This window comes from Paraburkholderia sp. JPY419 (genome assembly GCF_050435705.1).
Lineage (GTDB): Bacteria > Pseudomonadota > Gammaproteobacteria > Burkholderiales > Burkholderiaceae > Paraburkholderia > Paraburkholderia youngii.
The window spans coordinates 145,660-170,958 of sequence record NZ_JBNDKV010000004.1 but is presented as its reverse complement, the minus strand read 5'-3'; the positions used below and the strand labels follow the sequence as shown (position 1 = coordinate 170,958).

18 protein-coding genes and 7 pseudogenes are annotated in these 25,299 nt (G+C 62.4%); 13 read left to right on the top strand and 12 right to left on the bottom strand.

All coding sequences use genetic code 11. The features are described 5' to 3' along the window. Positions 1–53: 53 nt before the first annotated feature. Positions 54–848: an SDR family NAD(P)-dependent oxidoreductase gene (locus tag QFZ91_RS29295; protein ID WP_176384221.1), complete on the bottom strand. Its 795-nt coding sequence runs from the start codon at positions 846–848 to the stop codon at positions 54–56. Between the two features lie 80 nt (positions 849–928). Between QFZ91_RS29295 and QFZ91_RS29290 the strand changes: the two genes are divergently transcribed. Beyond that, positions 929–1,327 carry a hypothetical protein gene (locus tag QFZ91_RS29290; protein ID WP_429569281.1) on the top strand — a complete coding sequence of 133 codons (399 nt, stop codon included), beginning with the start codon at positions 929–931 and terminating at the stop codon, positions 1,325–1,327. Between the two features lie 274 nt (positions 1,328–1,601). On the opposite strand, the pseudogene QFZ91_RS29285 reads toward QFZ91_RS29290, so the two are convergent. After that, positions 1,602–1,856: pseudogene (locus tag QFZ91_RS29285) on the bottom strand (LysR substrate-binding domain-containing protein); the annotation flags it as partial. A 67-nt stretch (positions 1,857–1,923) separates the two neighbouring features. Between QFZ91_RS29285 and nudC the strand changes: the two are divergent. Further along, on the top strand, positions 1,924–3,003 hold the full coding sequence (gene nudC / locus QFZ91_RS29280; protein ID WP_429569280.1) for an NAD(+) diphosphatase: 1,080 nt from the start codon (positions 1,924–1,926) through the stop codon (positions 3,001–3,003). A gap of 221 nt (positions 3,004–3,224) precedes the next feature. On the opposite strand, the gene QFZ91_RS29275 is transcribed toward nudC, so the two are convergent. Genes QFZ91_RS29275 through QFZ91_RS29265 form a run of 3 tightly spaced genes read right to left on the bottom strand, consistent with a single transcriptional unit; the run spans position 3,225 to position 6,919 of the window. Continuing rightward, positions 3,225–4,199: an isoaspartyl peptidase/L-asparaginase family protein gene (locus QFZ91_RS29275; protein ID WP_429569279.1), complete on the bottom strand. Its 975-nt coding sequence runs from the start codon at positions 4,197–4,199 to the stop codon at positions 3,225–3,227. Between the two features lie 23 nt (positions 4,200–4,222). Further along, a complete protein-coding gene (locus QFZ91_RS29270) occupies positions 4,223–5,791 on the bottom strand; it encodes a peptide MFS transporter (RefSeq protein WP_429569278.1) in 1,569 nt (522 codons plus the stop codon). Positions 5,792–5,848: 57 nt separating this feature from the next. Further along, the gene (locus QFZ91_RS29265) at positions 5,849–6,919 is read right to left on the bottom strand and encodes a MurR/RpiR family transcriptional regulator (RefSeq protein ID WP_429569277.1); all 1,071 of its coding nucleotides are present in this window, start codon (positions 6,917–6,919) and stop codon (positions 5,849–5,851) included. A gap of 472 nt (positions 6,920–7,391) precedes the next feature. On the opposite strand from QFZ91_RS29265, the gene QFZ91_RS29260 reads away from it, so the two are divergent. The 8 genes and pseudogenes from QFZ91_RS29260 (at position 7,392) to QFZ91_RS29225 (ending at position 14,514) form a co-directional block, all read left to right on the top strand. Then, positions 7,392–8,987 carry a neprosin family prolyl endopeptidase gene (locus QFZ91_RS29260; protein WP_429569276.1) on the top strand — a complete coding sequence of 532 codons (1,596 nt, stop codon included), beginning with the start codon at positions 7,392–7,394 and terminating at the stop codon, positions 8,985–8,987. A 362-nt stretch (positions 8,988–9,349) separates the two neighbouring features. Then, positions 9,350–9,528: pseudogene (locus tag QFZ91_RS29255) on the top strand (sorbosone dehydrogenase family protein); the annotation flags it as partial. A gap of 242 nt (positions 9,529–9,770) precedes the next feature. Further along, the gene (locus tag QFZ91_RS29250; RefSeq protein ID WP_429569275.1) at positions 9,771–11,030 is read left to right on the top strand and encodes a LarC family nickel insertion protein; all 1,260 of its coding nucleotides are present in this window, start codon (positions 9,771–9,773) and stop codon (positions 11,028–11,030) included. Beyond that, positions 11,027–11,842 carry a hypothetical protein gene (locus QFZ91_RS29245; protein WP_368715074.1) on the top strand — a complete coding sequence of 272 codons (816 nt, stop codon included), beginning with the start codon at positions 11,027–11,029 and terminating at the stop codon, positions 11,840–11,842. The genes QFZ91_RS29250 and QFZ91_RS29245 overlap by 4 nt, the downstream gene beginning before the upstream one ends. Further along, positions 11,839–12,549, top strand: coding sequence for a nickel pincer cofactor biosynthesis protein LarB (gene larB, locus QFZ91_RS29240; RefSeq protein WP_429569274.1), 711 nt, complete (start codon positions 11,839–11,841; stop codon positions 12,547–12,549). The genes QFZ91_RS29245 and larB overlap by 4 nt, the downstream gene beginning before the upstream one ends. A gap of 12 nt (positions 12,550–12,561) precedes the next feature. Further along, the gene (locus QFZ91_RS29235; RefSeq protein WP_429569273.1) at positions 12,562–13,689 is read left to right on the top strand and encodes an aldo/keto reductase; all 1,128 of its coding nucleotides are present in this window, start codon (positions 12,562–12,564) and stop codon (positions 13,687–13,689) included. A gap of 63 nt (positions 13,690–13,752) precedes the next feature. Next, a pseudogene (locus QFZ91_RS29230) lies at positions 13,753–14,007 on the top strand (integrase); the annotation flags it as partial. Positions 14,008–14,230: 223 nt separating this feature from the next. Beyond that, positions 14,231–14,514, top strand: a pseudogene (locus QFZ91_RS29225) (DUF1488 family protein). Between the two features lie 731 nt (positions 14,515–15,245). On the opposite strand, the gene QFZ91_RS29220 reads toward QFZ91_RS29225, so the two are convergent. Together QFZ91_RS29220 and QFZ91_RS29215 are read right to left on the bottom strand one after the other, a co-directional pair. Continuing rightward, a complete protein-coding gene (locus QFZ91_RS29220) occupies positions 15,246–17,126 on the bottom strand; it encodes a thiamine pyrophosphate-binding protein (protein ID WP_429569272.1) in 1,881 nt (626 codons plus the stop codon). A 138-nt stretch (positions 17,127–17,264) separates the two neighbouring features. Beyond that, complete coding sequence (locus tag QFZ91_RS29215) at positions 17,265–17,435, bottom strand: hypothetical protein (protein ID WP_429569271.1); 171 nt, start codon at positions 17,433–17,435, stop codon at positions 17,265–17,267. A 168-nt stretch (positions 17,436–17,603) separates the two neighbouring features. Here QFZ91_RS29215 and QFZ91_RS29210 point away from each other — a divergent pair, with 168 nt between their 5' ends. After that, positions 17,604–18,065 carry a DUF2231 domain-containing protein gene (locus QFZ91_RS29210; protein WP_429569270.1) on the top strand — a complete coding sequence of 154 codons (462 nt, stop codon included), beginning with the start codon at positions 17,604–17,606 and terminating at the stop codon, positions 18,063–18,065. Then, positions 18,058–19,377, top strand: coding sequence for a PQQ-dependent sugar dehydrogenase (locus tag QFZ91_RS29205; protein ID WP_429569269.1), 1,320 nt, complete (start codon positions 18,058–18,060; stop codon positions 19,375–19,377). Before QFZ91_RS29210 ends, QFZ91_RS29205 begins: the two co-directional genes overlap by 8 nt. 2 nt (positions 19,378–19,379) lie before the next feature. On the opposite strand, the pseudogene QFZ91_RS29200 reads toward QFZ91_RS29205, so the two are convergent. Next, positions 19,380–19,881: pseudogene (locus tag QFZ91_RS29200) on the bottom strand (STAS domain-containing protein); the annotation flags it as partial. Positions 19,882–19,988: 107 nt separating this feature from the next. Here QFZ91_RS29200 and QFZ91_RS29195 point away from each other — a divergent pair. Further along, positions 19,989–20,744, top strand: a pseudogene (locus QFZ91_RS29195) (LysR substrate-binding domain-containing protein); the annotation flags it as partial. Positions 20,745–20,759: 15 nt separating this feature from the next. On the opposite strand, the pseudogene QFZ91_RS29190 reads toward QFZ91_RS29195, so the two are convergent. The 4 genes and pseudogenes from QFZ91_RS29190 to QFZ91_RS29175 all read right to left on the bottom strand — a co-directional run bounded on the left by QFZ91_RS29190 (position 20,760) and on the right by QFZ91_RS29175 (position 25,202). Continuing rightward, a pseudogene (locus tag QFZ91_RS29190) lies at positions 20,760–21,727 on the bottom strand (PDR/VanB family oxidoreductase). A gap of 116 nt (positions 21,728–21,843) precedes the next feature. After that, complete coding sequence (locus tag QFZ91_RS29185; protein ID WP_429569268.1) at positions 21,844–23,151, bottom strand: MFS transporter; 1,308 nt, start codon at positions 23,149–23,151, stop codon at positions 21,844–21,846. A 69-nt stretch (positions 23,152–23,220) separates the two neighbouring features. Next, positions 23,221–23,997, bottom strand: a complete 777-nt coding sequence (locus QFZ91_RS29180; protein ID WP_368715069.1) for an enoyl-CoA hydratase — start codon at positions 23,995–23,997, stop codon at positions 23,221–23,223. After that, entirely contained in the window at positions 23,994–25,202 is a 1,209-nt protein-coding gene (locus QFZ91_RS29175) for a CaiB/BaiF CoA transferase family protein (RefSeq protein WP_176384191.1), read from the bottom strand. The genes QFZ91_RS29180 and QFZ91_RS29175 overlap by 4 nt, the downstream gene beginning before the upstream one ends. Positions 25,203–25,299: the final 97 nt, after the last annotated feature.

Genomic DNA, 25,299 nt, shown 5'->3' with positions numbered 1-25,299 from the left:
GCAGGTCTTATGTGGCAGATCAGAATGGGCGAAACCGCCGGGCGAGAATCGGCTTAAGACCAGCCACCCGTCACCATGACATCCTCCGACGTGATCATGCGGCTGTCGTCGGCCGCGAGGAAGAGCGCCATGCGCGCGAGATCGCCGGGCTCCATTTCCTCGTCGATACACTGGCCGCGCCGTATCTCTTCGCGGCCTTCGTCGGTGAGCCACAGGTTGCGCTGTTTCTCGGTCAAGACCCAGCCCGGCACGAGCGTGTTCACGCGGATCCCATACGCGCCGAGCTCCTTGGCGAACCCGCGCGTCAGGCCCTGTACGGCCGCCTTGCTCATCGCGTACACCGGGAACTGGCTGCTCTTGAGCATCCAGCAATGCGAGCCGAGATTAATGATCGAGCCCGCGCGTGCGGCCTTCATATCCTCGACCACGGCCTGCGCTGCGAACAACTGATGCCGCACGTTGACTGCAACGCCCGCATCGAACGACTCGGGCGTAACGTCGGCGAGCGCGTGGCGGCGATCGTTCGCCGCGTTGTTCACGAGCACCTCGATCGGTCCGAACGCAGCCCGCACCTCGGCGATGGCCGCGTGCAACGCGGGGATGTCGGTGACGTCGCAGGCGACGAAGAGCGGCTTATGGCGCGCGTTACCGAGCGATTCGGCAAGAGCTGTTCCCGCGTTCATGTCGATGTCGAGAAAGCCCACACGGGCGCCTTGCGCAACGAAGTGCTCGACGAACGAAGCGCCAATGCCACTCGCGCCGCCCGTGATGAGCACGACCCGGTCGACCAGACTGGGATAGCTCGCGTACCGTGCTTGTCCAGAAGATTCTTTGATAGAAGTTGCCATTGACTTTCCGTATTGAGAATCGCGTACACCGCGATTTTTTTTAATCGATCAAGCAGCACCGCCGCGAGCACGATCACGCCGTGCACGAGGTACTGACAGAACGCCGCGATGTTAAGCAGATTGATCACGTTGTCTTCGATGCCCCGCCCTGCGACGTCGCGCTCGATGGCACGGCGGCGTTCTTTTCTGCCGCCGATGATCTGGGCGACACTTCGGAGGCGCTGCCGAGGGGGGATTTGACCACGCTTGACCAGTTCAGGGATGATGACGACGATGGCCTGGTGAAGCTGGACTGGCTCGTCGAGGTCGCACATCCAGTGTTCTTGATCTTCACGTTGGCACACCCGTCGCCTGCCTTGCACCAATGCGTTGGGCCAACGCGACTGCTTTTCGACGTATTCGTCGACCAGCGGACCGATCTGTCCAGCCACCTGTACAAGGTGCCGGGAAAATCAGACGCACAACTGCGCGCTACATAGCCAGTAGAACTTCAGGTTCCAGGCACCGAATCGGCATCAGGCGACGGCTTGGATTTTACGCCCAAATCAGGAAACGGGAAGATCGCGGTTTCGGGAAGTACAACTCGACGGACGAATCACATGCGAACATGCTGTGCGACGACGAAACCGGCGGTGCCCCATGCAAGGTTTCTTATGGGCTAAGCAGATCCGGCTTAGTGGCGTCCTCCCGTCTGACGCCCAAACGACGCGTTGTCTATTGCATCTCCTCAACGGATGTCAGCAGGACCCGGTTTTACAAGCGTTCAATCAAGCGCGGATCCCCCAACTCGCAATACCTGTGACATGCCGCACGCGCCGCGTTCGCCGCGCCATGTACGAGCAGCGGCGCACCCGCGCGGCGTGACATCGACACCACGATGGACGGCGGCAAAGGCTGCAACGGCAACTCCACCACGTCGCCGCGGGCGATCAGATCGTCGACAAAGAGGCGCGGAATCGCCGCCACGCCAAATCCATCGCGCACGAGTTGCACGATCACCGAAATCGACGCGCGTGCAACTTGGTGTGCAGTTGGTTGAGCGACCTGTTCGCGGCTCGCAGGTGAAGGCGCTTTGATGGAAGCGTACTATCCAGCGCTAAAACGTGCATCCCGCTGCGACGGCAACTCGGACTGGACCGGCGCTTCGACCGCTACGGTGCTTGCATGCGATACTTTCGGAACGACTCAGTCCCTAGAAATCACTTCCGTGACAGCCCACTACACTTCTTCTATCGGCTTCAATCTGAATCCGCTTGACCGTCGCTCGGAGAAACGTCAAGACCAGGCGTTCATCGATGGTCTGCGCATTTCCACGACTACCCGCTTTCTGATTTTCGACGGTGACGTTCCAGTCCTCAAACGAGGCAGCGAACACGATCCATGGTTTCACGGGGACGAAACGACCTCCTTCGGACAACCTCACCAAAGCGTTTTCCTGGGCCAGGAGGCCGATGGGAATGCGCGCTTCGCGCTTGGTTTCACGTTTGGCGATGCCCTTAAGGACCAGTCATCCCGAGCGGATCTCGAACGCGTCGACCTCCGCTCGATCGCGCTGCAGGGCCTCATTGCTCCGGCCGTGCTTGGAATGCTCGGCCAAGCGAAAGCAATGCTCGACTGGCATCGCCGCCATTCTTTCTGCGCAAACTGCGGCGCCAGGAGCAGTCCTACCGCAGCAGGCTGGCAACGTACCTGCGACGCTTGCGGAACGAGCCACTTTCCACGCGTGGATCCCGTCGTGATCATGCTCGTGATCGATGGCGAACAATGCTTGCTGGGACGCCAGCGGCACTTTGCGCCAGGGATGTACTCGGCACTCGCTGGCTTCGTCGAGCCAGGCGAAACGGTCGAGGATGCGGTACGCCGCGAAGTTCTCGAGGAGGCACGCGTGCATTGCACGCAGGTTGCCTATTTTGCGTCGCAACCGTGGCCATTTCCATCGTCACTGATGATCGGTTGCTTTGCCCAGGCGAGCGATGCCGATATCGTAGTCGATACCATGGAGCTCGAAGATGCTCGATGGTTTCAGCGCTCAGAAGTTGCCGCTATGCTCGTCGGAACGCACGGGCGCGGCCTGTCAGCGCCCAAGCCATTCGCTATCGCTCACCATCTACTGCAGGCTTACGCTTCAAACGGCGTCTCGGTCTTGCGTATTTGAACCGAAGGCGAAACCAAGCTCGCGCGTCTAGTTGAACCACACCAACTAGTCAACTGAAGACTGACAAACCGTGTAACTCCCTTCACTTCGGAAAACTGCATGGAAAGGTAGCACGCCGCCCGGATCGTTTTGGGGCGTTCGCCGTTCGCGGCACTTCGCGTTCAGGCGCCGCATGCTACGGGCCGAGGGCTCTCGTCCATGGCATAGCGAAGCGCTCTCCCTTACCCATAGATATCGACGCAACACCTGCCATCGCTCTGAACAACGCCGCGATACATCCCCTCGGTGTTGAACGGCATCGATACATGCCCCTCGACATCGACGGCAATGAGCCCTCCCGTGCCGCGTTGCTGCGGGATCACGTCGTTCACGACCGTGCGCGCAGCCTCTTCGACTGTTATGTGACCATACTTCATCCGCGCGGCGACGTCATGGGCCGCGACAGCGCGGATGAATGCTTCTCCCGTTCCAGTCGTGGACACGGCCACGCGTGCGTCGGCATACGTGCCACATCCGATCAGCGGAGAATCGCCGATTCGCCCGTGGCGCTTGTTTGTCAAGCCACCGGTGGACGTCGCTGCGGCCAGACGCCCCATTGCATCGAGCGCGACGGCACCAACCGTGCCTAACTTGTGCTCGCCATTGATGAGCCGGCTCGCGTCGCCAGAATCGTCTTTGCAAAGCAGTGCAGTGCCGTCGTGATCAAGCAATTCGCGTCCGGTATCGCGCACGGCGAGTAATTGCTGCCAGCGGAAATCGGTGTAGAAGTATTCGGGGCTCTCGAGAGCCAGTCCTTCGTCGGCGGCAAATTGCTCAGCACCAGCACCCGAGAGCAACACGTGAGTGGAACGATCCATCACGCGTTGTGCCGCGGTGACGGGATTCTTGATGCGCGACACACCGGCCACCGCGCCTGCGCGTCCGGTATGGCCTTCCATGATGGCGGCGTCCATTTCGTGGGTGCCCGCATGCGTGAATACGGAGCCACGCCCTGCGTTGAAAAGTGGGCAATCCTCCAATGCGACCACGGCGGCGACGACGGCCTCGACGCTCGATCCGCCGCCTTTCAGAACCTGATGGCCTGCCTCGAGCGCGCCTTCGAGTGCCGTCCGATGAGCGGCTTCCTGTTCCGCCGACATGACGCCGCGCTGCAGCGTTCCGGCGCCCCCATGAATTGCCAAGATGTACTGTGCCATTTCACGCCTCGTACCGTGTTCGATCAATGCGCGTGAGTCACGGCCTGGGCCGATTCGTCCCCGACGAGCTTTTTCATCATCGGCATCATGAGGAACAGCAGGGCAGACACGGCGATGAGCCCGGCGGCGATGCCCCCATAGAGCAATGTCAGCCGTGCCGGGACAGGCATGTAAAAGCCCGCGAGGTAACCGGCGAGCTTGTAGCCGAATGAGCTTCCGAAGAACCAGAGTCCCATCATCAATCCAACGAGGCTCACCGGTGCGAGCTTCGTGACGAGGTTCAGGCCGACAGGGCTCAGGCAGAGCTCGCCGAACACTTCAAACAGGAACAGACCGGCAAGCCAGAGCGGATTGATCTTGGCGCCGGCATAAAGCGACGACGACATGATCGCAAACCCTGCATAGCCAATGCCGATCAACAGCGGCGCCAGGGCGAGCTTCGCGAGGCTCGAGGGTTGACGAGGGCCGAGCTTCGCCCAGAGCGCCGCGAACACCGGCGCGAGCAGGATCACGTACAAGGCGGTCAGCGACTGGAACCAGGCTGCCGGTACGAGGAAGCTGCCGATATTTCGCTGCACCATTTCCTTGGCAAAGAGACTCAAACTCGAGCCTTTCTGTTCATATGCGGCCCAGAAAGCAATCGTCACGATGAAATAGATACCCATCACGGCGAGGCGCTTCCACTCGGCAACTGTCAGTTGTTCCTGCAGGCCCATCATGACGACCAGAACGAGCGCATCGAAAGCCAGCAGGAACGGAAGCACGTTCTGCCAGTTACTTCCGGCGAGCAACGTACCGATGACCGTGAAGGCGCCGAGCGCGATATAGACCGTCGTGCGCAGCAGGCCGCCTTGCTGCTTCTGTGCTGACGGGACGGGCTTTGCCGCGCGCTTGTCTCCGACATGCTCGAGACGGACTCTTTGCCGCCAGAAAACGATCAGACCGAGCAACATGCCGACGCCTGCCGCTGCAAAACCGAAGTGCCAGCTATTGACTGGATCGATGCCGAATGAGCGCAGCAAATTCCTGAATGGCTCCGCTTCCGCAAGAAAGCCGCAGACAAGCGGTGCGAGGAATGCGCCGATGTTGATGCCCATGTAGAAGATCGAAAACCCGCTGTCGCGGCGCTCGTCATCCTGTGAGTAGAGGCCGCCTACAAGGGCACTCACATTTGGCTTGAGCAGACCCGTCCCGCATGCGACGAGCACGAGTCCGGCGAAGAACGTCGGCACCGCCGGAATGGCCATGGTGAAGTGGCCGCTTGCGATGATGATGCCGCCGATCAAGACCGCCCGACGCGTGCCGAGCAACCGGTCGGCGATGACGCCGCCGGGAAGCGCGAGCAGAAACGCGGCCATTGAGTACGTACCGTAGATCGCCGTCGCATGGGGCGTGTCGTAGCCGAGGCCGCCGAGCCCAGGAGCCGCAACCATGTACAGCACGAGAATGGCTCTCATGCCGTAGAAGCTGAATCGTTCCCACATCTCGGTGAAGAACAGCGTGGTGAGCCCGCGCGGATGCCCCGCAAGCCCCGTTGTGTCCCTGAGCTGCTGGACCGATGAACCGACCGCGCTATCCGAGGTAGTGTTCATTTTGCGCCTCCTCTGCTTCTCGACCTGCTGAAACAATTTAGGGCGATCGTCGCAACGTCACGATTGGTTGCGAAGTTTGCGGGTCGCAACATTACCGCCATCGCCACCCTTTCGGTTGATGACCCTGGTCTTGCTGCTGCGCCTCGCGCCTGCTTCGGCTTTCGCCCTCGTCGATGTGGTTGTGTCGAACACGAGGTATGGCAGAACCGTTTGCGACAAAGTGGCCGCCATTGCTTTTGTCTGCGGTGTTGCTTTCAGCACTTCAGATGTCAATGTTTCGATGAGCGCCACCATCGCCACGGCACTCGACGACAGCAGCCGATGCTCAGCCGGAGCCAACAATACCGCGTCAGCCGTCGCGGCGAGAGGCGCGGTTGGATTGTCGGTCAGGGCGGCGACGAAAGCGCCGCGTTCGCGGGCAAATCGAGCAAGTTCGACCGTGTCGCGCGAATAGCGGGGTAGAGAGATCGCGATCAACGTGTCGCCTGCGCCAATCTTTGCCATGTGCCGCGCGGCTTGCTCGCTACCTCCTCCAGCAGCGGCCCATACGACGTGCCGGTGGTACGGCATCAACGTGTCCGCCAATAGCCCGGTCAAATAGGTGCTCAGACCTAGCCCGAGACAATACACGGCGTTGCTCGCAATGATGCGAGTCACCGTCTGGGCCAATCGATCTCGTTGCAGCGACGAACCCATCGCGACAAGGTTGCGTTGGTGATCTGCCAGCCATGCGCCGATTCCTTCCTGAGCCGTCGGCGCTTCCAGTTTCTCCACCGGTTGCAGCGCTTGCCGCACGACTGCGGCAAGTTCCGCCTTCAGATCCGAAAACCCGCGATATCCAGCGTACCTGGCGAACCGGTTGACGCTGGCCACCGAGCCTCCGCACGCTTTGGCGACTTCCTGGATCGTGAGCGTCGCGGCGTCGAGCGAATGAGAGACAAGCCATCGTGCGACGGGCTTCAACGCCGCCGACGCGGTGGCGGATGCACAGTGAATGCGCTCGATCGCGTCGGGCAGTTCGGTTTCGCTCACAGGCAGGAATGGCGCGTTTGAGTGAAGGAACGCTTTTAGTATGGTCGAGTGAACTCGAATTTTCAAGTTTGTGACATTGTGAAAATTTCTATTCATCCAACTGCGCAAGCAGGTGCCAGGGTGCAATTCGCCTGACTACCTGTGTAACGGACGTGTGGTCGACCGCGGCCCGACCTGGACCGGCGGGCGAGTCGGCCATAGATCGGCCGCGTCGGGCGGCAGTCGACACAATTTCTGACCGTGGGCCCGGCGCCACCTCCCTGGCCCCTTTCAAGGCTAAAACGGCCCATTCGCTGATTCGAGTAGTCGATTGCCGATATATCTTCTGCTTGATTCGCTCGGCGAAAATTGACGGCATGTCGCAGGTCTTATCACCTTGAGGAACTGCAAGTTCATCGACGGACCTTTTTAAATCTCCTGGGCTTGTTCTCGTCCAATCTCTAGCCACAGTAGCGTCCCTCGCGTCCAAACCAGTGTGTTGCTTATCGCGCGACTGAACTCTCTGCGAGCCGACGACCAAGTTGGCGAGGATCCGCCACTTGGTCATTTACCCACCGGAGACTCGTCCATGTCAGCGAAACAAGACCTTTTGAACCCGGAACTCGTTCAGTGGCTTACTGAGCGGCAGAACTCCCTTCATATCGTGAAGACCACCAGCACGCCCAGCGGAACGTTGCTGGATTGGGTGCCCATCGAGAGCCAGGTTCCTGGCGGCAAGATCGCCACGCCGCCACCAGTTCCACAGGAGCGTTTTGATGATACCTTGCGTCAGGCAAGGCCGGTGGTCTTCGAACTGGACGATCCGACCGTGGAGCGTGGTCCGTCCGGTACGGTTCCAATCGTTCGACCCGATCTTTCGCGCCTGAATCGCGCGGTTGCGCTGACGGATTACCTGGCCAAACGGGGAGGACTGCGCGTGAACCGCAATCGGCGCGGTGAAGCGCCAGCCAATCCCAACCCCGCCGGCTATTTCCACAATACCTCAGGCGAGTCGGGAACCTTTTACGGTTGGGACGGTTACTTCAATGTTTGGGATCCGATCATCAACGTTCCCGGCGGTGGCAGCGGCGAAGACCACTCGATCCTCCAAGTCTGGCTGCAGAGTAGCAGCGACACGGCTCTTCAATCTCTTGAAGGTGGCTGGACCGTTGACAGAATCCTCAACGGCAACACGCTCCCACACGTCTTCACCTACTACACGACGAACTCGTATGCGAGCGATGGTGACAATATCGGCGGCTATAACGCCATCCATAAAGGATGGGTTCAATACAGTGGTCCCAGTACAACCGGCCGGACTGTCCATCCTGGAATCGGCATCACCAGCATCAGCGCATTCGACGGCTCGCAATATGACCTTCAGATGAAGTTTCAGCTTTTCGCCGAACCCGGCACCGGGGAATTGAACTGGTGGGTGAGTGCCGAAGGCGTCTGGATGGGTTATTACCCGGCCTCTCTCTTCAATCCGGAAGCGCTAGGAAGCGTGGTCGAATGGATTGCGTCGGGCGGCGAAGTCTATTCCGATCTGCAAAGTCCCGAAGCGACTGCAGATCAGATGGGTAGCGGCACTCAGGCATTGGCCGAGGCGGGCAAGGCGGCGTACCTGCGCAACCTTCGCAATCAGTCCAGCATGGACGGGGCCATGGTCGATCACAACGGTTCAGCGCTGAGCGACGTGGCGACCCCGGGCGGAGCGGCCTCCTATACGATTCTGATGGATATGAAGAGCGGTGGTAGCTGGGGCAGCTATCTATACGTAGGCGGCCCGACGCCACCAACCAACATTCTGGCGACCTGGCCGACCGACAATGTCCCACTGCCCAAGGGCGTCTGGGACGGTAAAGACTGGACAGAGGCGCAACATGCTCGCGCCAGCAACGACCGGTTCCTTGAGCCGCCGGGAGGAGAAAATAGCGCGATACGCTTTCTCGTCACCGCGACGACCGACAACGTCAATGAAATCAGTTTTAATCTTGCCATCGATCGACCCGGAGGCGATCCCACGTGTTTTACGGGCCTCGGGAACAATTCCGTCGTCGAGTTGGGACCCGTGCTTCAACATTTGGGTCTTAGCCTGGTCCAGGCGAATCAGCGCGGATTTTATATCTCTGAGGTCCATGGTGCCCATCAGCCATTCGAGGTCATCGCGCAGTTGGCAGATTAGCCATGCGATAACGGACATGAGCCGATATAGCGGCAACGGCGCCCATGCGAAGCCCGTTTGGCCGCCACGGGCGCAGATCTTTCTGAAACGGTCCAAGGCGTTGCTGAGCACATTTCTGGATTGGCACGGGCCATGCCAATCACCGACGCATTCCCCGCGGCCCAATTGAAGCCGCGGGATGCGCTCTTCTCCTCACAACCCCGATCGCGCCTGTTCATCGCGACGGGTGACAGCATAGGTTTTTGCCGGAATTCGCCGTCATGCGAATAGACGGCTAAAACAGGCCCTTTTTGCGAAAGTCGTCGACTCTCGACGATTTTGAACCCAAGCGTCTACTGCGTGGAAGCGAAAGGTGTTGACTACCTGAGGACTTCCTGAGCGGCTTTCTGACGGCAGACGGCTACGCCGTGGGTCGACCCGTTGGCGCCGCACTTGACGCACACGGGCGTTGCTCGTGGCTGACGACGTCGCTAACGCTGAATGGCGAGTAGCGCCGAGCAAAAACGTCGAGTCGGCGGACATCCCGCCGGCAGGCAAATGATGCTGCATAGACTCCGCACAGAAAGACCTTGCGGCTGAGCTTCTGATGAGTGTCGCGTGCAAGGCCAGCGATAGCGACCAGATGCGTCCCATCGGAACTGCCGAACACTCCGCGATCCTCACCTGGCACTAGCTGACGCGCGAAGTGGTCGGCAGGGAAAGACGCTTGCTCTTGATAGCTGAAAGGCAAACGACTCGGCACGCGGGATGCTGCGTCGCACACGTCGCTTTAAAGAGGGCAGCATGCGGATCCATCTCGACACGCTCGGCGGCATGGCGGGCGACATGTTCATTGCAGCACTGCTGGACGCATTCCCGCAGTGTCTCGACGGCCTCACGACGGCCATTCACACGGTGTTGGGGCCGCAAGCCGTAGTGTGCCGGCTCGAGCACTTCGACGACGGCGTCTTCCGGGGCAAGCGTTTCGTCGTCGCTCAGGGTCACGACCGTCATACTGGTCACGATCATGCTCATCCGCACGTCGCGCATGCCGGGCACGATCATGCGCATTGGAAAGACATCAGGCAGCGCCTCGCGAACGCGTTGCCGTCGCCAATCGGCCGCACCGCGACGGGCATTTTTCAGTTGCTTGCCGAGGCCGAAGCGTATGTGCATGGAACGGCGCCCGAAGACGTCACGTTTCACGAAGTAGGCAACTGGGACTCGATCGCCGACGTCGTCGGCGCCGCGTATCTGATCGACTCCATCGGGGCGGACTGGACCGTCAGCGAGATCCCGCTCGGCGGTGGACGCATCGAAACGATGCACGGACTGATGCCGCTGCCCGCACCGGCCACCGCCCGATTGCTGGAAGGCATGCTGGTCGTCGACGACGGCATCGCTGGCGAGCGGGTCACACCGACCGGCGCCGCGATCCTTCGCTACCTGAGCCCGCAGGTTCGGGTGCGCTCCGGCGCACCGCAACGCATCGCCGGAACGGGGACAGGGTTTGGTTCGCGGCGCCTCGCGGGCGTCAGCAATTGCGTGCGCGCGCTGATTCTCGAAGATTCAGCGCCGGCCGCCTCATCTCGCCCGGGCGTTCACCGCGAGCTTGCCGTGATCGAGTTCGAAGTTGACGACCAGACACCGGAAGACCTCGCGACGGGCATCGTCCATTTGCGCGCTCATCCGGCCATTCATGACGTCGTTCAGATGCCGGTGACCGGCAAGAAAGGCCGCATCGCCACTTCGGTACGCATTCTCGCCTCTCCGCAGCAGATCGAGGCCGCGCTCGATGCCTGCTTCCGTGAAACGACGACCATTGGACTCCGCTATCACTTCGTACAAGGCGCAGCGCTGGAGCGGCGCATGGTCGAAGTTGACGTGGACGGGCACACGATGCGCGTCAAACGGGTCGAACGTCCGGGCGGCGCTACGGCGAAAGCCGAGGCCGACGATGTCGTCGAGCGGCAGGTTCAAGCGGAGCGCGCAGCGTATCGGCAACGCGCCGCGGCGCTCGCGCTGCAATCGGCGCCCACCTCTAGCCACGAGGATCCACGATGAACCCCAGGCTCGCGCAAATTCTCACCGAAACTGGCGACGTCGCGGTCGCGGTTAGCGGAGGCATCGACAGCCTGACACTCGCCATGGCAGCTGTGCAAACCGCGCAGCGAAGCGGGGCGCGTGTCGAAATCATGCACGCGTCGTCCGCCGCGGTTCCGCCGGAGGCGACCGCACGCGTCGAGCGGCTAGCCGCCGAGCATGGCTGGTCGCTGCGCGTCATCGAAGCAGGGGAGTTTTCGACGCGGGAGTATGTAGAAAATCCCGCCAACCGATGCCTGTTTTGCAAAAACCAGCTTTACAGCGCAATGGAACGGTTGACTGATGCGCAGCTGGTCTCCGGCGCGAATCTCGACGACCTCGGAGACTATCGTCCCGGACTGGACGCGGCGCGCGCCCATCAGGTAAGGCATCCCTATATCGAAGCGGGCATCGGCAAGGCAGCGGTTCGCCAGCTCGCCCGCGAGCTAGGCCTCGGAACGCTTGCCGAGCTGCCGGCTTCGCCGTGTCTGTCGAGCCGCATCGAGACGGGCATCCGGATCGAGCCGATGGCTCTGCGATTCGTGCATGAGGTCGAACGGCTCGTCGCCGGAATCCTTCAACCGTCGACGGTGCGCTGCCGCGTGAGAGCGTCGGGCGTCGTCGTCGAGCTCGACGAGGCGACCTTGATGCGCGTCGACGAGCATGCGCGGCAAGCGCTGACGGCACAGATCCTGGCGCGCACAGCGGCGCTTTCGCCGGGCATCGAGGCGCCTGCGGTGAGCTTCGCGGCTTACCGGATGGGTAGCGCATTCGTCAGAGGAACAGGCCCATGAGCGACGAAGTCACGTTTGACTGGGCGCGAAGCGAGCGCACGGGTCTCGACGAAGCGGTGCTCGCGAGCGGCAAGTCCGTCGCCCAGATCACGGCGATCGTCGAACAGGCGCAAGCGCGGCATTCGCGCCTGTTCGTGACGCGCTTGTCGCGCGATCAGTACGACAGCCTGTCGTCGGCGATTCGCGCGGCACTCGACTACTGTGACGTGTCCTGCACCGCGCGCCTCGGCGCCGCGCCGAGCTTCGCGCGTGCGCCGCGCGTGGCGATCGTCGCTGCAGGCACGTCCGACGTCCCCGTAGCGCGCGAGGCGCGGCGCACGCTCGCCTACTACGGCGAAGACACGGCGTGGTTCGCGGATGTCGGTGTCGCCGGTTTGTGGCGTTTGACAAGCCGTATCGACGCGATCCGCCAGCACGGACTGATCATCGCGGTCGCGGGCATGGACGCGGCGTTGCCGACGGTGCTCGCGGGTCTCGTCAGGAGCGCGATCATCGCGGTCCCGACCTCGGTGGGCTATGGCGTGGCGGCCGGCGGCCACGCCGCGCTCAATGCGATTCTCGCGAGCTGTTCGCCCGGCATTTCAACCGTGAATATCGACAATGGCTTCGGCGCCGCCTGCGCCGCCATGCGCATCCTTCACACGCTCGATCACCACGAGGCGGAACGAGCGGCTGCGAGCGGCTCGCTGCCGGAAGCGTCTCAATGAGGAGTCTCAACCATGAAGCGACGTCAATTTCTGCAAGGCACGGCCGCGGGCGCCGTGGCGCTGGCCGCCCGCCCGTCACGATCGGCCGGCTCCACTAGCGCCGAACCGGCCAATCCCGACGGTACGACCGGCTCGCTCGATCCGCGTGACCTGTTGCGCGTGACGGACCCCGGAGAACGGCGCGGCGACATGCTCTACCGTACGCTCGGCCGCACCGGGGAGAAAGTCTCGATCATCGGTCTGGGCGGCTCGCACATCGGCAAACCGCCGGTCGATCCGCAAATGGCCGTGCGCCTGATTCACGCGGCGCTCGATCGCGGCATCAACTTCCTCGACAACTGCTGGGACTACAACGGCGGTCAGAGCGAGTTGCGCATGGGCACCGCGCTTAGCCAGGGCGGCTATCGACAGAAAGCGTTCCTGATGACCAAGATCGATGGCCGCACCCGCACATCTGCGATGCAGCAGCTCGAAGAGTCGATGAAGCGTCTGAAGACCGACCATCTCGACCTCGTGCAGTTTCACGAGGTTCTGCGCTTCGAGGACCCCGATCGGATCTTCGGTCCGGACGGCGCGATCGAAGCGCTCGTGCAGGCGCGCAAGGACGGCAAGGTTCGTCATATCGGTTTCACCGGTCACAAGGATCCGCGCATCCATCTATACATGCTGGACGTCGCGGCGCGCCACGGCTTCCAGTTCGACTCGGTACAGATGCCGCTCAACGTGATGGACGCGCATTTCCGCAGCTTCGGACATCTGGTGGTGCCGGTGGCTGTTCAGCAGCACATCGGCGTGCTGGGAATGAAAACCTTCGGCGACAGCGTCATTCTGAAGAGCGGTCTGCCGGTGACGCCGATCGACATGCTGCACTTCTCGATGAACCTGCCGACCTCGGTGATCATCACGGGAATCGACAACGAAAAGGTTCTCGACCAGGCGTTCGAAGCTGCCAGGACATTCCGTCCGATGGACGCGGATCAGGTCGCCGCGATCGCCGATAAAACGCGCGCTTACGCGATGGAAGGCAAGTACGAACTCTTCAAGACGTCCAACTACTTCGACACGACGGCCAAGCATCCGGACTTCCTGGGCGGCCTGACGCCCGGCGTCGAGGATCTCGCGCCGGGGCCCGCTACGTGAGCGCTACATCAGCGCTAGACAAGCCCAGCGAAACGAAGCAATCCACGCTCGCCATTGGCGCTTATGACAATTCACCTCACCCGGACCTCCGCCCCCGCCTCCGCTGACCCGCCCGGTTTCCCCGATGCCGATGAACTTGCCGTTCTGCGTGCGTGGTATGCAGGACTGCCCGTGCGCGAGGCGGTCGAGCGCTACCAGCCCGCCGCGCTGGGCGACGGCAGGTCCGCCCGGGGCGTGCTCGGGCGCCTCCGGCGCCGGCTGCAGGCCATCGCGCGCACCGCGCATCGCGACGACCTTGCCGCCCTGTTCGATCATCCCGCGGACATAGCGATGAGGTGAAGCGCGCACGATAGATCGGGGATGCTTTTTCTAGTGACAGACGCCGGTAGTCAGGGCGCATCCGGCGTTGAGAACCACTGGCTTCCACGCAGTCCGAAGCGGCTCGCCAAGACCTGCAACCCGCCCACTGTGCCCGCACCCGAAATGCATAACCTGTGCAAAAATCATCGTGACCTGATCCGAAGCGCCGTCCTTGCCACCTATGGAAACTGCTGAAATCGTCGAACTTGCCCCACAGGTGCTCGCCAATCGCGTGGGCGTGGCATTTTCTCTCGTCTTCCAGAACCGCCCGGTCGAATGCATGATCACGATCACGGCGCTGGAAGCGTATTTCTGGCTCGACCCACGCGCAGGCGACGAGCGCATCCTCAAGACCTTTCGCGATGGCTACGGCCGCATTCGGGCGATGGCCGAACGGAAGCTGCTCGCCCTACCCATCCCGCGGCACGACTCGAGCTGACGCCGGCAGATTTCTCGCGCCCCTGAGACGCCGGTTTTCGCCTGTGGCGCATCCTTCAGCTCACACCAGAATCGACTCCGACAGCGCGCGTGCAACAGGTCTGCAGTTGGTTGAGCGACGGGTTCGTGGCTCGCAAGCGAAGGTGTCTTGATGGAAGCGTACCAGCCGGTGCCAATCAACTGCATCCCGCCGCAACGGCAACCTGGCTGGCCCGATGATTGTTCAGCAACGCTGGAAGAAACGTGGTCGCGCATGCGGTGACAGGCTCAGCGCGACGTGCGATTACGCCCAAACATCGGACACTCACTAAAGATCTGGCAGAGACGGCTTCCAGACATCGGACAGCGAGTGGATAAACAGGTCTTCCACAGTCTTGCTGGTCAAGGTGTGTTCTCACAGGAGGGCAGAAAATCGAGAGGCGAATGCACAGGATGCGGGGCGACCCACGTACATCTCGACGCCATTAACGCCCAACGGCTGTTCTCGAATTCCTGACGCTCTAGAAAATATAGCCGAGACGTAAGTGCTCTTCCGGGGAACGCCTCATGCGGAAGAAGGCAGTCCCCTGCCAACCTGCGGTGCGTTTTCCACTCTTCGCCAGAACCCATCCTTATGAGACATCCGTTACGAAAGCGTAGCGGGCGACGTGCGTGTAATGATCCCGACCAACGCTTTCGGGATGGGCGTCGATATTCCCGATATCCGTTTCGTCGTGCCATGGTGGCATCGATCTGGCGCGCCGGCTGGATAGCGGACACTATGCTTTCAACCGCGCCGGCGTAGTGACCGGTTCCGCGGCGTCCACGCGCAGCTCGAGCAGCGCAGCTCGTGGCGAAGCCAGCGTTGCGGCCAGCGCTGAGCGCAATGCTCCGGTCTCGTTGCACCGGATGCCGTCGGCACCGCACGCCATTGCGACCTGTGCATAATCGATTGCGCCAAGCTCGCAGCCGTAAGGCGGATTGCCGAGTTCCTTCTGCTCGAACACCACTTCGGCCAGCATGTCGTTGCGCATCACGACGATTTTCACCGGTAGCTGGTTCTTGACCGCCGTCGAAAGCTCCGCCATCAACATGGCAAAACCGCCGTCGCCGACTATCGCGACGACCTGACGGCCGGGGTTCGCCAACTGTGCGGAGATCGCGAACGGCAAGCCCGGCCCCATCGTCGCGAGCATCCCGGTCGCGACCAGTTGCTGCTGCCTTCGCAACGTGAGAAAACGAGCGGCGAAATGCGTGTTAGCGCCGCAATCCAGACATACGATCGCATCGGGCGCCAGCGCGTCGCTGATCGCGCGCATCGCGCTTTGCGGCCGAAGGGGGCTACGCTCGACGGCGGCGACCCGCTCCAGCAGTGTGTTCCATTGCGCGACGCGCGCCTGGATGTCGCGCAGGAAGGACTCGTCCTTCTGCCGCAGCAACGGCAGCAGCGCGCGCAACGTTTCCTTCGTGTCGCCCACGAGCCCCACCTCGACAGGAAAGCGCAGGCCGATCCGTTCCGGCCGCACATCGATCTGCACGCCGCGCGCCGCGCCGGGCTTCGGATAGGAATCGACCCAGGGCATCGTCGAACCGATGATCAGAACGGTATCGCAACGATGCATCGCCTCCTCGGACGGCATCGTGCCGAGGTGCCCGATGCCGCCCGTCGAAAACGGTGAATCGTCGGGCAGTACCGTGCGGCCGAGCAGCGCCTTGGCAACCGGCGCATTGAGCCGCGCGGCCACACGTTCGAGTTCGTCGCGCGCGCCGAGCGCGCCCTGCCCCGCCAGGATCGCGACGCGGCTGCCGGCGTTGATCAGCGCGGCGGCGGCCTGCAGGTCCGCGTTCGATGGCGTCGATGCCGGACGGCTCCATGCGGTCGATGTCCGCAAACCATGGTTTTCCATCGACGCCTTGTCATCCCCAAGCCGCTGCGCCTGCACGTCCTTCGATACCGCCAGATGTGCGACGCCGCGCTGACCCAGCGCATGGCGGCACGCGAGGTCCGTCACTACGACTGCATGCCGCGGGCCCGTGACGGCGACGTTATAAAGCGCCACATCCTCCATCAGCGCGGGCGTGTTCACGCTTTGCTGGAAGCGGGTGCCGTGCAGGTCGTGAAACGTCAGTCCGGTGATGGCAAGCACCGGCGCGCCGTCGAAATGCGCATCGTAAAGGCCGTTCGTCAGATGGACGGCGCCGGGCCCCGTCGTGGCCAGGCACACGCCAAGACGCCCGGTCGCTTTGGCCCAGCCGCTCGCCATGAACGCCGCAGCTTCTTCATGTCGTACGCCGATGAAGCGGATCTTGTCCTGACGTTTGCGCAGCGCTTCGATGAGCGGATTGATGCCGTCGCCCACCATCCCGAACACGTGATCGACGTCCCATGCGAGCAGCATGTCGACGATCACGTCGGCAGTCGTCGCATCTTGCGCAACGTCGAACGACGGTTGCCGGTCCTGATTCACCGGCTGACCGTGCGGAGCAAGCGCATCGGACTGCGCTGGTACGAGTTGCGCAGAGAAGAGTCCCGCGCCGCCGGCCGCTGCCGCTTTGAGCAACGAGCGGCGGCGATCGGAGCGCGGCGCGTCGGGGCGGGGATTCGACGGCTGCGTTTCGTCCGCGGCCTCGTTACCGGAATCTGCTGCGGTCGAAGGCATGAGCGTGCTCCTTTGCGCCGGGAGACCCGGGTGCGGTAACTGATAGGCATGACCACGCGCCATGCCTGCGGGTAACGGACCGGCCGTTGGAACGAGCAAATCCCGCTCCCGCAGGCTCCAGGGAAATCCGCTGCTTCACTACTGGCCCGCTCCGGTCGAAGCGCTTTTCCCTGGTGCGGACGCCGACACGTCCATCTTGCCGCCGCCCGCGCTCATGCTGTCGTTGCCAGCCTCGTGCGCTTTCTGACAGGCCGCCAGGCTGGATACCAATAGCGTAGTTAGCAACACCACTCTGATGAATCGTTTCATCGTGAGTCCTCCCGTCTGTCGTTCGCGACGCTGCCAACGGATGTCTACGCATGCAGCACCGGGCATGCCCGGCCGCGCAAGCGACGGCGACCGACAGTCAAGCGCAACGTTCAGGCATGGCTAATGCACGCGATGAGGACACCGGCTCCAACACCCAAAGGAAAAGTCATGTCCACCCCGCCGTCCCTTATCCGACATCCGGCCAGACGTCCATCGCGACTCACCGCCGCGATTTTCGAGCTGTTGAACCCCGTTCCGTACGGAATGTTCGTCGGCGCGTTGATCTTCGACCTGACCTACATGAGCACGCGCAACGTGTTCTGGGGCAAGGGCGCGGCGTGGCTCGTCACGGTGGGCCTCGTCATCGCCATCATTCCGCGGCTGCTCAATTTCGGTCACGTATGGTTGCAGCGGCGTCGCCGGGTGACGCGTATCGAAAGAATCGACTTCTGGCTCAATCTGCTCGCCATCATCGCGGCGATCGTCAATGCGTTCGTGCATAGCCGCGACGCTTATGCGATGGTTCCGGACACTGTGATTCTTTCGGTCATCACCGTCGTGCTGCTGAGCATCGCGCACATTGCCATGGCGATGAACCGGCTCGATCTCGTGGAGGTGACCCATGGATAAGCGCATCGCCGGCAGCGCGCTTTTCATCGCCATGTCGGCGCTCATGAGCGGCTGCAACGAACAGGCGCAGTACGACCCCGCGCAGCAGGCCGGAGGCAATCCGTCGATACCGCAGGCACGCAACTTCTTCTCGCCGCCGATGCAGGTGCCCAAGTTCGCGGGATGGAAAAACGGCGCGACGCCGAAGGTAGCCGAAGGCCTGAAGATCGAGAAGATCGCCTCGGGACTCGTGCATCCACGTCAGGTCTATACGCTTCCGAACGGCGACGTCCTCGTCGCGGAATCCAATAGCCCGAACGAAGAGGCCGTGACCACGCCGAAGCAGGGGATCGCCGGGCTGATCGAAGCCAGGTCGGGAAAGAAGGCGAAGGGCGCGAATCGCATCACGCTGCTCAGAAAACCCGCCAACCGTAACGGCGAATGGGAGCGGTATGTGTTCATCGACCACCTGCACTCCCCGTTCGGCATGCAGCTCGTCGGCGATACACTGTATGTCGCCGATACGGATGCGATCCTGAAGTTTCCGTACAGGACGGGCGAAACCAGCATCAGCGAGCGCGGCGTCGAACTCGCCGATCTTCCCGATACGGTCAACCATCATTGGACCAAGGCCCTGCTCGCCAGTCCCGACGGCAAGAAGCTGTATGTCGGTGTCGGCTCGAACAGCAATGTCGGCGAGAACGGCCTCGACGTCGAGTACCGGCGCGCGGACGTGCTCGAAGTCGATACGGCGAGCGGCGCAAGCCGCATTTACGCCGCGGGCATTCGCAATCCGACCGGCCTGCAATGGGAACCGACGACGGGCCGACTCTGGGCCGTCGCGAACGAACGCGACGAGATCGGCCCGGATCTGGTGCCCGACTATCTGACGTCGGTGAAAGAAAATGCCTTCTACGGCTGGCCGTACAGCTACTACGGCCAGCACGTCGACCCGCGCGCTCAACCACAGCGTCCCGACCTCGTCGCGAAGGCGATTCCTCCCGACTTCTCGATCGGCTCGCATGTTGCGCCGCTAGGCCTCACGTTCTATACCGGCAGCAATCTGCCCTCGCAGTATCGCGGCGGCGCGTTCATCGGCGAGCACGGCAGTTGGAACCGCTCGCCGTTGAGCGGTTACGTGGTCTCATACGTGGCGTTCGCGAACGGCAAGCCGGTCGGCGCGCCGGAGGATGTCGTGACGGGCTTTACATCGCCGGATCAGAAAGAGTTGTATGGGGCGCCGGTGGGCGTCGCTCAGGATCGCGACGGTGGCCTGCTGATCGCCGATGATGTCGGCAATACAGTGTGGCGCGTGACGGGTGCAGGCGGCTGACGCTTGAGACTGTCTTTTACGGGCCTTTCAGTTCAGCGAAACACAGTTTGAGCTGCCGTCCGGCCAGTTCGCCGTGCAATCTTTCGAGCACGTCGGCGGCCGTGAGATCGATGTCGGTGACGGGCTCCGCCGCGATGACGATCCAGCGTGCCGGCTCGGGCGATTCATCGACGGCGCGCAACACGTGCTCGCGGAAGATCTCGCCATTGGCGAAAAAGAGGGGGCATCCTAGCGCAGCAGCACAAGACCGGGCACGCGCCGCGCTTCCAGATGGCGCGACACGTCGTGATAGCCCTTCAGGCCGTCGACGCGTCCGAGCACGGCATCGTAGGGCCGCCAGGCGCGCCATAGAAAAGACAGCACGCTGAGAAACAGCGCCAGTGCAATGCCGTTTACGACACCGAGAATTGCAACGCCGACAAAGCACACCACCGCCTGCACGAACTCACTTTTGCGCAGCCGATAAAGCCGCAGGACGCCTTGGACCTCGACCATGTTCAGGCATCAACCGTAGCTGGACGTGGCCGCAAATCCCTTGCCGTAACACCTTGCGCTACGAGCCCGATCCGCTGGCCGGCGTTCGCGGCCCAGGTTTCCCGTTCAGTAGATTCCGCACGCGCGCGGGCATGCAGCCGACACCCGTCGCGCTCGAACTCGCGGACATCGTCGGTCACGCGCTCGATACGGTGCGCCAGGCGCTGCGTTACGCGGAACGTTTTGATCCGGCGACGAGTACGCGCACGTTTCGCCTGTCGCTATCGGATGCGGGCGAAATGGCCTATCTGCCGGCGCTGTGCGCGGCGTTGCAGAAGTCTGCGCCGCGCGTGAAGTTGGTCGTCGAACCGCTGCCGGTGGAGGAGATCGAGGAGGCACTGCGTTCGAGCCGGTTGGACTTCGCGATCGGCAATCTGCCTTCGCTGCTGCCGCGCACGCGCCATAGCCTGCTGTTCGAGGAATCGTGTGTGTGCATGACGCGCAAGCGCCGCGACCTGCCGAGCGGCAACACGCTGAGGCTCGAACGCTTTCTCGCCGCCTCGCATATCCAGGTGCGCTCGCTCGAACATAGCCACCACGCGCTCGACGATGCCCTGCGCGCGCAAGGCGTCGGCCGCAATATCGCTTTCGCGTTGCCACACTTCGTCGCGGTACCCGGCGTGCTGGCCGCGACGGATCTGTTCGCGACGCTGCCCGAACGGCTCGCGCATATTCTCAATCGCGGCGACGCGTTCCGGATCTACGCACTGCCCGTGCCGTTGCCGAAGGCCGCCGTGACGATGCACCGGCACGAGCACTTCCACGAAGACGAAGGCATCGCGTGGATGCGCGGCCTCATCGCCGAGATCCTCGCGAGCTTCGAAAAGATGTGATTACGCGCAAGCGAATCAGAGGTCGAGCACGAGCACGGGGGTACGCGAGCGCGACACGCAGCAGCAGATCACGCTATTGCTCGCGCGCTCGGCCTTGCTCAGGCAGTGATCGCGATGCTCGGGCTCACCGCTGACCACGTCGACCATGCAGGTGCCGCACACGCCTTCGCCACACGACGTATCGACTTCGATGCTGATCGACGCGAGCGCATCGACGATCGACGTTTTTGCATCGACCCGCACCGTTTGACCGCTGCTCGCGAGTTGCACGTCGAAGCTGTCGAGCGACGCTGCGGCCGCGGGCGCCGGCTCGGCCTTGAAACGTTCGAGATGAATCGCCTCCGCGGGCACGCGTTGTTGCGCGCTCGCGACCACCCGATCCATGAACGGCGAAGGACCGCAGGTGTAGACGTGCGCATTCGCGCCGGCATCGTGCAGGCACGCATCGAGCGCAGGTGCCAGCTCGGCGGGCTCCACGCCGAAATGCAGCTTCACGTGCTGCGCGAACGGCTCGCGCGTGAGCAGCGACATGAACGCCGCGTGCGCTTCGCTGCGGGCGAAATAGTGGAGCGTGAAGCGCGCCTGCCGCGCGGCGAGGCGATAAGCCATCGATAGCAACGGCGTAATGCCGATGCCCGCGCCGATCAGGATGTGCTCGTCCGCGCTTTCTTCGAGGCGAAACAGATTGCGCGGCGCGCCGACCGACAGTTCGGTGCCGACGCTCACCTCTTCGTGAAGCGAACGCGAGCCGCCGCGCGATTGCTCTTCCTTCTTCACCGCGAAAATCTGCGAGTCGAGACACTCCGGGTCGCCGCACAACGAATATTGCCGCGTGACCCCCGAAGGACTCGTGACGTCGATATGAGCGCCGGGTTTGTAACGCTCGAACGGCAGCCATCGAGCCGCGAAATGCTGAACGAGCGGACGCCGTGCGCTTCTTCGCACAGCGTGTCGACGCGGACTTTCAGGGCTGATGCTTGCATGATGGCCTTCCAATCTATTGCTGGGACGATATGCCGAGAGTAGCGCCCTACACCAGATAAGCCAAATAGATTAAAAAACCTGACAGCATCAACGTAGTTTATATTCTGGCAAGGTATCACGCACCCCGCAGCGCGTCTTTCCGCTTGCTTTCCGATTCGCTGCGCGGCTGCGTCGCGTCGTTCGAAAACGGCACGTTCGGCTTCATGAAGAAGCTCAGCACGATGCCGAATATCATCACGCCGATCGACAGCACGAAGGTCAGATCCCAACTGTGCAAGCGGTCCGCGACCAGCCCGGCGATGACCGGACTCACGATCGCCGCGGTAAAGCCGGTGCCGCTCATGATGCCGCTGGCCGTGCCGGAGCGGTCGTAGGCCACGTCCATCGGGATCGCCCACATCGGGCCGACGTTCATTTCGTTGAAGAACATCGCCGCGGCAAGGAAGATCAGCGAAATCATCGGATCGTGCAGCAGCACGACGGGAACCAGCGACAGAGCGGTCAGCGCCATGCACGAGGCCACCAGATAGCTGCGCGCGAGCTTGACGTTGCCGGTCCTGCGCAACAGGCGGTCGCTCACCATGCCGCCGACCAAATCGCCGATCACGCCCGCGACGAACACGCCTGACGTGAACACGACGGCCTTTTTGATGTTCAGATGGAACGTATGCATGAAGTAAAGCGGCATCCAGTCGAGCATCAGCCACAGGATCCAGTTGTAGCAGAAGTACACCGCCGAGATCGGTGCCATGCGTTTATACAGGCGCATCCACGTGCCGCGCGGATCGACCGGACGCGTCGTGGGAGGCGGCAGCTTAGCCAGTTCCGCACGCGTGATGCGCGGGTGATCGGCGGGGCGTTCCGTGTATGTCAGATGCCAGAGAACCAGCCAGACGGCGCTCATCGCACCGAGCAGATAGAACGAGAAGCGCCAGTTGAAGGCGGTCATCAATGCGAGGACCAGCATCGGTGCGATGGCGTTGCCGAGGCGCGCGGACGAGTGCGTGATGCCCTGTGCCATGCCGCGCTTGTCACGGGCGATCCACGAGGCCATCGCGCTGGTCGACGCGGGAAACGTCGCGCCTTCGCCGAGACCCAGCAGCAAACGCGCCGCGATCAGCGAAGCGAAACCGCCGGCCATGCCGGTCAACGCGGTCGCCACGGCCCAGATCGCCGCACAGGCAAGCAGCGTGCGGCGCGCGCCAAAGCGGTCGCTGACCCATCCGCCGATAAACTGGAAAATCACGTACGGATACGCGAATGCCGAAAAGATGATGCCTAGTTGCGTATTGCTGAGACCGAGCTCGCTCTTGAATTGCCCCGCTGCCGTACTGATGTTGACGCGGTCCACATAGGTGATGAAATACATCAGGCACAACATCACCAGCACGGTGGTCGTGGCCTTCAGCGACAGACGTTTCATGTGTCGTCCTCCAGATGTCATTTATTTTTTGTGGTGAAACCACGCCATTGCGTGTGCAATCCCGGACGCTCAGCCCTTCGGCGTTCCCGAGCCGAATGCAGCGACGGCGTCGCGGAATCGCTGGCTGCCGTATACCCGCTCGACGAGATCATCGTCGGCGAGGCTTTGGTCAATCACGATGCGCCGCAAGCTCTCCTTGACCGCCTGCTGCGTAACGGGCGAGAGCGCAACGAGCCGCTCGGCGAGCGCGCGCGCCGCGTTGCCGACCTCCTCTTTCGCCGTCACGTCGTACACATAGCCGCACGCGTGCGCTTCGGCGGCGCTGAGAAAATCAGATAGCAGCAGCATCTTCTTCACGCGCGGCACGCCGAATGCCGCCACGAGCCGCGCAAGATTGCGCGACGACAGTGTGTTCGACAACGTCTTTGCGATCGGCGCGCCGAAGCGCGAACCCTCCGCACAGATGCGGAAGTCGCACGCGGTGGCGATGGCGAGTCCGCCGCCAACCGCCCAACCGTCGATCGCGGCGACAGTTGGCACCGCAATGCGCTCGACCGCGTCGATCACCTGCTCGACGAGCGCTTCGTATTCGACGCCCTGGCGGCCGGTCGTGAAGTCGCGGAAGTAGTCGATGTCGGTGCCTGAAACGAAGGACTTGCCGCCCGCGCCGCGCAGTACGATGCAACGCACCGTTTGGTCCGCCCGGCATTGGTCGATCAGCGCCAGTAAAGTCTCGTACATCGGCATCGACATCGCGTTGTGCCGCTCGGGGCGGTCGATCACGATCTGCGCGACCGACTCCGTCAGACGTTCGAGCCTGACCTTCTCACTCGGCGCTTCGCTCATTTCGCCGCCCCGTTGATCTCTGCGTAAAGCTCGTCGTTGTGCTCGCCAAGCCGGGGCGGATGGCGTCGCACGCGCTGCGGCGTACCGAGCATCTTCACCGGAAAGCCGATGTTCTTGACCTTGCCCTCAACCGGATGGTCGATCTCCATGCACATGCGGCGATACTGCGCATGTTCGCTGCCGAAGGCTTGCGGATACGACAGGATCGGACCGGCAGGAATGCCGGCGGCAAGCATCGTCTCGATCCATTCCTCGCAGTCGCGCTTGCCGAACGACGTCTCGAGCGATTCGATCAGCGCTTCCCGGTTCTTCAGGCGCAGTGATACGGTTTCGAACTCGGGATTCGTCAGCAGATCGGGCCGCTCCAGCAGTTCGCAAAGACGCGACCACAGCTTCTGGTTGGTTGCACCCATCACGAAGTAACCATCGCGCGCCTTCACGGCCTGATACGGCGCGCTCATCTTGTTGCTGGTGCCAAGCGGCGTCGGCTCGACACCCGTTCCCCAGTAATCCGACATGTCCCAGATGGAAAAGGCCATCGCCGAATCGAACAGCGACGCGTCGATGTGCTGCCCCTGCCCGGTCTGCTGTGCGCCGATATAAGCGGACAGCACGCCGTACACGGCGAACAGCGCGCAGCCTATGTCGGCCACCGGCACGCCGGCCTTCACCGGCTTGCCGCCTTTGTAGCCGGTCACGCTCATCACGCCGGACATCGCCTGCGCCATCAGGTCGAAGCCGGGACGTTGCGACCACGGGCCGCTCTGACCGAAGCCCGAGATGCTCGCGTAGACGATCTTCGGGTTGATTTCACGGATCGTCTCGTAGTCGATCCGCAGTCGCTGAACCACACCCGGCCGATAGTTCTCGACGATCACGTCGGCGGTCCGGGCCAGCTTGTAGAAAAACTCGCGCCCTTCATCGGTCTTCAGGTCCAGCGCAACCGACCGCTTGTTGCGGTTCATGTTCAGAAAGCCCATGCTGTCCGGGCCTTTCATCTTGAAGCCCATCGCGCCGCGGGTCTGGTCGCCTCCGAGCGGTTCGATCTTGATGACGTCGGCGCCGAGATCGGCGAGCATCATGCAGGCGAACGGGCCGGCCATCACCTGACTGACGTCGAGCACGCGGATGCCTTGCAGCGGCAAAGGCCGCTCGGGCGTGTCAGTGTCGTCGTTGGAGGGTTCCTGTGCGTGGCTTTGCGTCATGTCGTCTCCTGTTTTTCCGGCCGGTCTGCGCTCGCGCAATGCACGTCGCGCAGCGGCCCGTTGCAGCACCGTGTTGGCGTGCGTCAACTGTCGCGCA

What these genes read in the sequence shown, in the direction of transcription:
- QFZ91_RS29295 (WP_176384221.1), bottom strand. Translation starts at nt 848, where the DNA reads ATGGCAACTTCTATCAAAGAATCTTCTGGACAAGCACGGTACGCGAGC.
- nudC (WP_429569280.1), top strand. Translation starts at nt 1,924, where the DNA reads ATGGAAGCGTACTATCCAGCGCTAAAACGTGCATCCCGCTGCGACGGC.
- QFZ91_RS29275 (WP_429569279.1), bottom strand. Translation starts at nt 4,199, where the DNA reads ATGGCACAGTACATCTTGGCAATTCATGGGGGCGCCGGAACGCTGCAG.
- QFZ91_RS29270 (WP_429569278.1), bottom strand. Translation starts at nt 5,791, where the DNA reads ATGAACACTACCTCGGATAGCGCGGTCGGTTCATCGGTCCAGCAGCTC.
- QFZ91_RS29265 (WP_429569277.1), bottom strand. Translation starts at nt 6,919, where the DNA reads ATGAATAGAAATTTTCACAATGTCACAAACTTGAAAATTCGAGTTCAC.
- QFZ91_RS29260 (WP_429569276.1), top strand. Translation starts at nt 7,392, where the DNA reads ATGTCAGCGAAACAAGACCTTTTGAACCCGGAACTCGTTCAGTGGCTT.
- QFZ91_RS29250 (WP_429569275.1), top strand. Translation starts at nt 9,771, where the DNA reads ATGCGGATCCATCTCGACACGCTCGGCGGCATGGCGGGCGACATGTTC.
- QFZ91_RS29245 (WP_368715074.1), top strand. Translation starts at nt 11,027, where the DNA reads ATGAACCCCAGGCTCGCGCAAATTCTCACCGAAACTGGCGACGTCGCG.
- larB (WP_429569274.1), top strand. Translation starts at nt 11,839, where the DNA reads ATGAGCGACGAAGTCACGTTTGACTGGGCGCGAAGCGAGCGCACGGGT.
- QFZ91_RS29235 (WP_429569273.1), top strand. Translation starts at nt 12,562, where the DNA reads ATGAAGCGACGTCAATTTCTGCAAGGCACGGCCGCGGGCGCCGTGGCG.
- QFZ91_RS29220 (WP_429569272.1), bottom strand. Translation starts at nt 17,126, where the DNA reads ATGCCTTCGACCGCAGCAGATTCCGGTAACGAGGCCGCGGACGAAACG.
- QFZ91_RS29215 (WP_429569271.1), bottom strand. Translation starts at nt 17,435, where the DNA reads ATGAAACGATTCATCAGAGTGGTGTTGCTAACTACGCTATTGGTATCC.
- QFZ91_RS29210 (WP_429569270.1), top strand. Translation starts at nt 17,604, where the DNA reads ATGTCCACCCCGCCGTCCCTTATCCGACATCCGGCCAGACGTCCATCG.
- QFZ91_RS29205 (WP_429569269.1), top strand. Translation starts at nt 18,058, where the DNA reads ATGGATAAGCGCATCGCCGGCAGCGCGCTTTTCATCGCCATGTCGGCG.
- QFZ91_RS29185 (WP_429569268.1), bottom strand. Translation starts at nt 23,151, where the DNA reads ATGAAACGTCTGTCGCTGAAGGCCACGACCACCGTGCTGGTGATGTTG.
- QFZ91_RS29180 (WP_368715069.1), bottom strand. Translation starts at nt 23,997, where the DNA reads ATGAGCGAAGCGCCGAGTGAGAAGGTCAGGCTCGAACGTCTGACGGAG.
- QFZ91_RS29175 (WP_176384191.1), bottom strand. Translation starts at nt 25,202, where the DNA reads ATGACGCAAAGCCACGCACAGGAACCCTCCAACGACGACACTGACACG.